This is a genomic window from Halopseudomonas xiamenensis, assembly GCF_014219065.1.
Taxonomy (GTDB): Bacteria; Pseudomonadota; Gammaproteobacteria; order Pseudomonadales; family Pseudomonadaceae; genus Halopseudomonas; species Halopseudomonas xiamenensis.
The window spans coordinates 23,276-30,891 of record NZ_JACLGO010000039.1 but is presented as its reverse complement, the minus strand read 5'-3'; the positions used below and the strand labels follow the sequence as shown (position 1 = coordinate 30,891).

Here is a 7,616-nt window from a genome sequence, read left to right as displayed (position 1 = left end):
CACCTGCTTGGCCACCACAGCCAAGCGGGTTGCGCTAACGCGCAACGCGCCATGCCTGGCGCACAACGAAAAAGGCCAGTCGTTACCGAACTGGCCTAAGTCGTTGAGATATTTGGTCGGGACGGAGTGATTCGAACACTCGACCCCTTGCACCCCATGCAAGTGCGCTACCAGGCTGCGCTACGCCCCGACTGATGCTTTGCAGTTGCTGCCAAAGCGGGACGAACTATACATTAACTAACTGAAATGCGAAAGGTTTTTTTCATATCTCAGTCAATTCGCCTTGAGCACCTGCAGCACTTCCTCCAGTTCGGCAATGGTCTGGCGGATCAGCTGCTTGTAGTGGCTGCCATCATCCTTGGCCTCGTCGCCGGACAGACGCTGGCGGGCGCCGCCGATGGTGAAGCCCTGGTCGTACAGCAGGGAGCGGATCTGGCGGATCATCAGGACGTCCTGGCGCTGGTAGTAGCGGCGGTTGCCACGGCGCTTGACCGGGGACAGCTGTGGGAATTCCTGTTCCCAGTAGCGCAGTACGTGCGGCTTGACCGCGCACAGTTCACTGACCTCACCGATGGTGAAGTAGCGCTTGCCCGGGATTGCCGGCAGTTCATTGTTATGGCTGGGTTCCAGCATAGGCTTCTACTCGGGCCTTGAGTTTCTGTCCGGGGCGGAAGGTGACCACGCGCCGGGCGGTAATGGGGATCTCTTCGCCAGTCTTGGGGTTGCGGCCGGGGCGCTGGCGCTTGTCGCGCAGGTCGAAGTTGCCGAAGCCCGACAGCTTGACCTGCTCGTTGTTCTCAAGCGCGTTGCGGATCTCTTCGAAAAACAGTTCCACCAGCTCCTTGGCCTCACGCTTGTTGAAGCCAAGTTCCTCGTAGAGACGTTCCGCCATTTCTGCTTTTGTCAGAGCCCCCATGTGCAACTTCCTATTTCCTTAACGTGGCGTTGAACCTTTGCTCCAGTGAGCCGAGCACCTTGTCCATCACTGCATTCACTTCATCGTCAGTAAGAGTGCGCGATGAATGCTGCAAGGTCAAGCCAATTGCCAGGCTTTTGCTTTCAGGATCAATGCCTTTCCCCTCATATACGTCAAACAGTCTGAGGTTCTTGAGGAACTCTCCCGCCTGTTCGCGGATATCCGTCAGCAGGTCGCCGGCGACCACGGTCTTGCTCACCAGCACTGCGATATCCCGTCTGACTTCCGGGAAGCGGGAGAGTTCAGAGAATTGCGGCAGGCGCCCTTCGATGATGCCGGCAAGACGCAGCTCGAAGACGAATACCGGGCCGTGCAGATCCAGTTGGTCGATCAACTGCGGGTGCAGCGCGCCGAGCCAGCCCACCAGCTCGCCATCACGCAGGATACGTGCGGTCTGCCCCGGGTGCAGCGCCGGGTGCTCGGCCGGCTCGAAGCGGAAGGCATCCAGCGCGCCGCCCTGCCCCAGTACCGCCTCGACATCGCCCTTGACGTCATGGAAGTCCAGCTTGTCGCTACCATTGGCCCAGCCTTCGGGCAGCCGGGTACCACAGGCGATACCCGACAGCATGGGCTCCTGCAGCAACTCACCATCAGCTTGCGGTACGAAGCGCAGACCACTCTCGAACAGGCGTACCCGTGCCTGCTGGCGGTTCTGGTTGTGCTGTACCGCCTTGCTCAGACCCGGCCACAGTGAGGTACGCATGACCCCCATGTCGCTGGAAATGGGGTTGGCCAGCGCCAGAGGCTCGACCTGCGGGTCGAACAGCTTGTTCAGCCCCGGTTCGACGAAGCTGTAGGTGATCGCTTCCTGGTAGCCTCGCGCCACCAGCAAACGGCGCAGGATCGGCAACTCGCCACGGGTTTCCGGTTTTGCCGTCAGGCTCAGGGAGGCCTTCGGCGCACTGACCGGCAGGCGATTGTAGCCATACAGCCGGGCCAGCTCTTCGATCAGGTCGATCTCCAGGCTGATGTCGAAACGGTGACTGGGTACCGATACCTGCCACTCGCCCTCGCCACTGGCGATGACATCCAGTTCCAGCCCACGCAGATAAGTCTCGATCTGCGCCGGGTCGATTTCCAGCCCCAGCATCTGGGTCACGCGCTCGCGGCGCAGGGTGACGGTGATCGCCTTCGGCAGATGCTGCTCATCCACCGCTTCGATGACCGGGCCCGCCTCACCACCAACGATCTCCAGGATCAGTGCGGTCAGGCGCTCCATGGCCTCGCGTTGCAGTTGCCAGTCGACACCGCGCTCGTAACGGTGCGAGGCATCGGTATGCAGGCCATAGTTGCGGGCCTTGCCGGCGATGGCGATATGATCGAAGAAGGCGCTTTCCAGGAACAGATCGGTGGTGCTTTCGCTGATGCCACTATGCTCACCGCCCATGACCCCGGCCATGGCCAGCGGGCGTTCGTGGTCGGCGATCACCAGGGTGTCGCCGCGCAGGCTGACTTCCTGGCCGTCGAGCAGGACCAGCTTCTCGCCCTCCTCGGCCATGCGCACGCGAATGCCGCCGCGCACCTGCGCCAGGTCGAAGGCGTGCAGCGGCTGGCCCAGTTCGAGCATGACGTAGTTGGTGATATCCACCACCGGATCGATGCTGCGCACATCGCTGCGGCGCAGGCGCTCGACCATCCACAGCGGCGTGGACCGGGACAGGTCGACATTGCGCACCACACGGCCGATATAGCGGGCACAGGCCGCTGGAGCCAACAGCTCCACCGGGCGGGTCTCATCGTGACTGGCGGCAACCGGCTCGATCAGCGGACGGCTGACCGGGGCCGCGTAGTTGGCACCCACCTCGCGGGCCAGGCCGGCGATGGACAGGCAGTCGCCGCGGTTGGGCGTCAGGTCGACCTCGATAATGGCGTCGTCCAGCCCCAGATACTCACGCAGGCTCTGGCCGACCGGCGCATCGGCGGGCAGCTCGAACAGGCCGTCATGATCATCCGACAGCTTGAGCTCGGATGCCGAGCACAGCATGCCGAAGGACTCGACCCCGCGCAGCTTGGCCTTCTTGATCTTGAAGTCGTCGCCGAGCACGGCACCGACCATGGCGAAGGGAATCCTGATACCGGCGCGGGCGTTCGGTGCGCCACAGACCACCTGGAACTCCTCACTGCCGTTACTGACGCGGCATACGCGCAGCTTGTCGGCATCGGGATGCTGTTCGGCGCTGAGGATCTCGCCCACCACCACGCCGCTGAACTCACCGGCGGCGGGAGTGACGCTATCCACTTCCAGGCCGGTCATGGACAGGCGTGCCACCAGGTCATCCCGGGAAACCTCGGGGTTCACCCAGCTGCGCAGCCACTGTTCACTGAATTTCATGTTCTCTTCCTGCTATCAAAGGTTGCGGTTGCGGCGTTCAGCGAAACTGCGCAAGAAAGCGCAGGTCATTGTCGAAGAACAGGCGCAGGTCATTGACGCCGTAGCGCAACATGGCCAGGCGCTCCACGCCCATGCCGAAGGCGAAGCCCTGGTATTTCTCCGGGTCGATGCCCGAACTGCGGAATACGTTGGGGTGCACCATGCCGCAACCCATGACCTCCAGCCAACCGGTCTGCTTGCACACCCGGCAACCACAGCCGCTGCACATCACGCACTGGATATCCACCTCGGCGGACGGCTCGGTGAAGGGGAAGAACGATGGCCGGAAGCGTACCTTCAGGTCCTTCTCGAAGAACACCTGCAGGAATTCGGCAATGGTGCCCTTGAGATCGGCGAAGCTGACCTCGCGATCGACCAGCAGACCTTCGACCTGGTGGAACATCGGCGAATGGGTCAGGTCCGAATCGCAGCGATACACTCGGCCCGGACAGACGATACGGATCGGCGGTTCCTGGCTTTCCATGGTACGCACCTGCACCGGCGAGGTGTGCGTGCGCAGCAGGGTGTTGGCATTGAAATAGAAAGTGTCGTGCATTGCCCGGGCCGGATGATGGCCGGGAATGTTCAGCGCCTCGAAGTTGTGATAATCATCTTCCACCTCGGGGCCTTCCGCGACGGCGTAGCCGATGCGGGAAAAGAATTCTTCGATCCGCTCCATGGTGCGGGTGACCGGATGCAGGCCACCGCTCGCCTGTCCACGACCCGGCAGGGTGACATCCACCCGTTCGGCGGCCAGCTTGGCATTCAGCGCTGCCGCTTCCATCGCACTCTTGCGCGCATTGAGCGCGGTCTGGACCTGTTCCTTGGCTTCATTGACCATGGCCCCGACCTTGGGGCGTTCTTCGGCAGGCATGTTGCCCAGGGTCTTCATTACCTGGGTAAGCTCGCCCTTCTTGCCAAGATACTGGACGCGAAGCTGCTCCAGCGCATTGACATCAGCCGCCTGCTGCACGGCCTGCAGGGCCTGGGAGACCAGCGCGTCTAGGTTTTCCATTTAACACTCCAGAAACAAAAATAGGGGAAGAGCGATGAGGCTCTTCCCCTATTAATGACGTTGCCAACCGGCGCGAACGCCGGTGATTGTCGTAACGAGGGCTTAAGCCAGGCTAGCCTTTGCTTTTTCGACAATCGCAGTAAACGCCGCTTTTTCGTTCACGGCCAGATCGGCCAGAACCTTACGGTCGATTTCAATGGACGACTTTTTCAGACCAGCGATCAGACGGCTGTAGGACATGCCATTCTGACGAGCACCGGCGTTGATACGGGCGATCCACAGAGCACGGAACTGACGCTTGCGCTGCTTGCGGTCACGATAGGCGTACTGACCTGCCTTGATGACCGCCTGCTTGGCAACCCGGAATACACGCGAACGCGCACCGTAGTAACCTTTGGCGAGTTTCAGAATTTTCTTGTGACGCTTGCGCGCCATTACACCACGCTTAACACGAGCCATTCTCTAATTCCTCAACCTTGATTAACGGAGGCGCAACATGCGTTCAACTTTCTGGGTATCCGCAGCATTGAGCTGGGAAGTCCCACGCAGTTGACGCTTACGCTTGGTGGTCATCTTGGTCAGGATGTGGCTCTTGAAAGCATGCTTGTGCTTGATGCCACTGCCAGTCACTTTAAAGCGCTTGGCGGCACCGCTTTTGGTTTTCATCTTTGCCATGTTCAGGTACTCCAAATAGAGTGGATAAGATAATCACAAGGCCTGGCGTTGCCCTGGAGATTACTTTTTCTTCTTGGGTGCGAGGACCATCATCAATTGACGACCTTCCATCTTCGGGTGCTGTTCAACGGTGCCGTATTCGGCGAGGTCGGCTTCGACCCGCTTCAACAACTCCATGCCCAGCTCCTGATGGGCCATTTCACGACCGCGGAATCGCAGGGATACCTTGGCCTTGTCACCCTCACTGAGGAAACGAATAAGGTTGCGAAGCTTGACCTTATAGTCCCCTTCCTCCGTCCCTGGACGAAACTTGATTTCCTTGATCTGGATCTGCTTCTGATTCTTCCGCGCAGCAGCCTGCTGTTTCTTCTTCTCGAAGATGTGCTTGCCGTAATCCATGATCCGGCAAACAGGCGGTTCTGCGTCGGGGGAGATTTCAACCAGGTCGAGCTTGGCCTCCTCTGCGGCGGCCAGTGCTTCCTGAATGGACACGATACCGATTTGTTCACCTTCGGCGCCAATCAGGCGCACTTCGCGCGCCGTGATGTTCTCGTTGATCGGCGGGCGTTGTGCGGCTCTTTTGTCTTGTCTCATCTCGCGTTTAATCTTTATTGCTCCGAATTCGGGCGGCCTCGTTGTGCGACGGCGCGGGCAAGGAACTCGGAGAACTCGGCAATGGTCATCGTACCCAGATCTTTACCCTCCCGCGTGCGCACGGCCACAGTGTGCGATTCGACTTCCCGGTCGCCGATTACCAGCAGGTAGGGAGTCTTGTGCAAAGTATGCTCGCGGATTTTAAAGCCGATCTTCTCGTTTCTCAAGTCCGCAACAGCGCGATAACCCATTTCATTGAGCGTTTTTTCCACTTCCTGGCAGAATTGTGCCTGGTTGTCGGTGATATTCAGCACCGCAACCTGGGTCGGCGCCAGCCAAGCCGGGAAATCACCGGCGTAGTGCTCGATCAGGATACCGATGAAACGCTCGAACGAACCGAGGATCGCCCGGTGCAGCATGACCGGGGTCTTGCGCGCGCCATCTTCGGCCACATACTGGGCGCCCAGGCGGCCCGGCAGCATGAAGTCCAGCTGCAGGGTACCGCACTGCCATACCCGACCGAGGCAGTCACGCAGTGAGAATTCGATCTTCGGACCATAGAAAGCGCCCTCGCCCGGCTGCAGATCCCATTTCAGACCGGCTTCATTCAGCGCCTCTTCCAGCCCACGCTCCGCCTGATCCCAGTCGGCGTCATCACCCATGCGGTCTTCCGGACGGGTCGACAGCTTCAGCTCGACATCATCGAAACCAAAGTCACGGTACACCTGCAGGGTCAGGGCGATGAAGTCGGCCGCCTCGGACTTGACCTGCTCGTCGGTACAGAAAATGTGCGCATCGTCCTGGGTAAAGCCACGCACGCGCATCAGGCCATGCAGCGACCCGGACGGTTCGTTGCGGTGGCAGGAACCGAATTCAGCCAGGCGCAGCGGCAGTTCGCGGTAGCTTTTCAGCCCCTGGTTGAACACCTGGATATGGCACGGGCAGTTCATCGGCTTGATCGCGTAGTCACGACTTTCCGACTCGGTGGTGAACATGTTCGCCGAGTAGTGCTCCCAGTGCCCGGAACGCTCCCACAGCACCCGATCGACCACCTGCGGGGTCTTGATCTCGCGGTAACCAGCGTCACGCTGCACCTTGCGCATGTACTGCTCGAGCACCTGGTATACGGTCCAGCCATTCGGATGCCAGAACACCATGCCTGGCGCCTCTTCCTGGGTATGGAACAGGTTGAGGCGCTTGCCGATCTTGCGGTGATCGCGCTTCTCGGCCTCCTCGATACGCTTGATATAGGCCGCCAGCTGCTTCTTGTCCGCCCAGGCGGTGCCATAGATGCGCTGCAGCTGCTCGTTCTTGGCATCACCACGCCAGTAGGCGCCGGAAATACGCGTCAGCTGGAAAGCCTTGAGGAAGCGGGTGTTGGGCACGTGCGGGCCACGGCACATGTCGACGTATTCTTCGTGGTAGTACAGGCCCATGGTTTTTTCATCAGGCATGTCCTCGACCAGGCGCAGCTTGTAGTCCTCGCCCCGTTCGGTGAATACCCGGATCACCTCGTCACGCGGCGTCATCTTCTTGATGACGTCGTATTCGGTGGCAATCAGCTCGCGCATGCGCTTCTCGATCGCGGCCATGTCTTCCGGGGTGAAGGGGCGCTCGTAGGCGATGTCGTAATAGAAGCCTTCGTCGATCACAGGACCGATCACCATCTTCGCGGTGGGATACAGCTGCTTGACCGCATGCCCGACCAGGTGGGCGCAGGAGTGCCGGATGATCTCCAGGCCTTCTTCGTCTTTCGGCGTGATGATCTGCAGGCTGGCGTCCTGACCGATGATGTCGCATGCATCAACCAGGCGACCATCGATCTTGCCTGCCACCGTCGCTTTGGCCAGGCCGGCACCGATGGATTGAGCCACTTCGGCTACGCTTACGGGATGATCGAATGTGCGCTGACTGCCGTCAGGAAGAGTAACGATGGGCATGTGCCGCTCCTTCTCAGTGGTGACCGCTACGCAAGGCCACGTGAT

At 60.2% G+C, this 7,616-nt stretch carries 8 protein-coding genes and 1 tRNA gene; all 9 read right to left on the bottom strand.

Features of this window, described 5'->3' with window-relative positions; translation table 11 throughout:
• Window positions 1-113: 113 nt before the first annotated feature.
• A tRNA-Pro gene (locus H6X51_RS18650) sits at window positions 114-190 on the bottom strand.
• Window positions 191-273: 83 nt separating this feature from the next.
• Window positions 274-633: a MerR family transcriptional regulator gene (locus H6X51_RS18645; RefSeq protein WP_105645778.1), complete on the bottom strand. Its 360-nt coding sequence runs from the start codon at window positions 631-633 to the stop codon at window positions 274-276.
• Window positions 614-916 (bottom strand): integration host factor subunit alpha, encoded by a 303-nt coding sequence (gene ihfA, locus H6X51_RS18640; RefSeq protein WP_044501071.1) that lies wholly within the window; start codon window positions 914-916, stop codon window positions 614-616. Before ihfA ends, H6X51_RS18645 begins: the two co-directional genes overlap by 20 nt.
• Window positions 917-926: 10 nt before the next feature.
• Complete coding sequence (pheT, locus tag H6X51_RS18635; RefSeq protein WP_185268951.1) at window positions 927-3,308, bottom strand: phenylalanine--tRNA ligase subunit beta; 2,382 nt, start codon at window positions 3,306-3,308, stop codon at window positions 927-929.
• A 37-nt stretch (window positions 3,309-3,345) separates the two neighbouring features.
• Complete coding sequence (gene pheS / locus H6X51_RS18630) at window positions 3,346-4,362, bottom strand: phenylalanine--tRNA ligase subunit alpha (RefSeq protein ID WP_185268950.1); 1,017 nt, start codon at window positions 4,360-4,362, stop codon at window positions 3,346-3,348.
• A gap of 102 nt (window positions 4,363-4,464) precedes the next feature.
• On the bottom strand, window positions 4,465-4,821 hold the full coding sequence (rplT, locus tag H6X51_RS18625) for a 50S ribosomal protein L20 (RefSeq protein WP_105645774.1): 357 nt from the start codon (window positions 4,819-4,821) through the stop codon (window positions 4,465-4,467).
• Between the two features lie 21 nt (window positions 4,822-4,842).
• Window positions 4,843-5,037, bottom strand: a complete 195-nt coding sequence (rpmI, locus tag H6X51_RS18620; protein ID WP_185268949.1) for a 50S ribosomal protein L35 — start codon at window positions 5,035-5,037, stop codon at window positions 4,843-4,845.
• Between the two features lie 60 nt (window positions 5,038-5,097).
• Window positions 5,098-5,649 carry a translation initiation factor IF-3 gene (infC, locus tag H6X51_RS18615; protein WP_185268953.1) on the bottom strand — a complete coding sequence of 184 codons (552 nt, stop codon included), beginning with the start codon at window positions 5,647-5,649 and terminating at the stop codon, window positions 5,098-5,100.
• Complete coding sequence (thrS, locus tag H6X51_RS18610) at window positions 5,646-7,571, bottom strand: threonine--tRNA ligase (protein WP_185268948.1); 1,926 nt, start codon at window positions 7,569-7,571, stop codon at window positions 5,646-5,648. The genes infC and thrS overlap by 4 nt, the downstream gene beginning before the upstream one ends.
• Window positions 7,572-7,616 lie beyond the last annotated feature (45 nt).